This is a genomic window from Bacillus taeanensis (assembly GCF_003318295.1).
In the GTDB taxonomy this organism is placed as follows: domain Bacteria; phylum Bacillota; class Bacilli; order Bacillales; family UBA6769; genus Maribacillus; species Maribacillus taeanensis.
This window is the reverse complement of sequence record NZ_QOCW01000055.1, coordinates 1-1,497: the sequence shown is the minus strand read 5'-3', so window position 1 is coordinate 1,497 and position 1,497 is coordinate 1. Positions and strand designations below refer to the sequence as shown.

The window sequence follows — 1,497 nt, the reverse complement described above, 5'->3', positions numbered from 1 at the left end:
GAGGCTGGGACATAACTAGCTTCAAATAATGAAAAAAGAGAAATTGCGGACGCAATTTCTCTTTTTTCATTATTATGCCTTATATCAGTTGTTGTTGGCTGTGAATTTTCTTAAATTCACAGCCATTAATGCGAGGCCCATTTCATTTTCAACCTTCAGTTTCCCTCGGACAGAAAACCGAGTGAAACGCAAATTAGCTTTCAAGAATCCAAAAACTGGTTCCACGTCAACCTTACGTTGACGATAAAGGGTACTCGTTTTTTCTCCTGAAAGCTTCGCTCTCACATATTCTTTTTGTTGTTCCCATTTCTCATTCACCATTAATTTTCGGTTGTTACCTTCTTTTGCTTTTGTACAAGATGAACGAAGTGGGCAGCCTGAACAGTCTTCACATTCGTAAATCTTAAACTCACGCGTGAAACCTAACTTATCTTTTCGCACAGAACGATATTTAAATACAAGTTGTTGGTGATTTGGGCAGGTGTATCGATCATTTTCTTCATCATAATCCCAGTTTACTGTATTAAATTCGTTTTGTTTATATTTTTTCTTCTGTTCTTTTAAATACATACCATACGTGATTAAGGCTTCTCGTTTACGATTCGAAAGGATATCATCATAATTTTGTTCACTGCTGTATCCGGCATCTGCGACGATGTGTTTTGGTAACTCAAAATAATGTTGTTCGATTTCATCTAAAAACGGAATTAATGTACGTGTATCTGTTGGGTTCGAAAAGATACTGTAGGCAAGCGCATATTGCCCTTCTGTTGCGACTTGTATGTTATAACCTGCTTTCAATTGGCCATTTTTCATGTAGTCATCTTTCATTCGCATAAATGTCGCATCTGGATCCGTCTTCGAATAACTATTTCGCGTGCCAAAGATTTCGAAGTCTCTTTGATATTTTAGTTTACGTACCATATAGTCGATTAATTGTTTGCGGACTTTCTTTGGAAATTTCCGTTCCGTTCTTAACATTTTGCGCTCTGTTACATTTGATGAATCCTCAATTTTTTGATTATATTCGGAAATCACTTCGTCTGTTTTTTCTACCATTTGAGCGAGTTCTTCTACTGTTAATTCTTCTTCACTTTCTCGTTCAATTTCTGGTATGATTTCTTTTTCAAACAGCTCATCGTATAACTGGTTTGACTTTTCAATTAATCCGTTATGATATTTTTCAATGGATTTCTTCCACACGAATGTAAATTTGTTCGCATTCGCTTCAACCTTTGTTCCATCAATAAAAATAGCTTCTTGATCAATCAATTTTTCTTGTATGAGTTGGCTGCGAAATTGAACGAAGCATTGACGAATTAATTCTTTTACTTCTGGCTGTACACGGAAACGATTGATTGTACGATAGCTTGGTTCGTAACCTTGAGCCAGCCACATCATACGAATACTGTCTTTTAAAAGTGCTTCAATTTTACGACCTGAAAAGACGGATTGCGTATAAGCGCATAAAATAATTTTTAACATCATTCGTGGATG

1 protein-coding gene is annotated in these 1,497 nt (G+C 36.0%); it reads right to left on the bottom strand.

Annotated elements, in window-relative coordinates:
- Positions 1–84: 84 nt before the first annotated feature.
- A partial coding sequence (locus DS031_RS23295) for an IS1182 family transposase (protein WP_113808529.1) occupies positions 85–1,497 on the bottom strand: 1,413 nt, incomplete at its 5' end.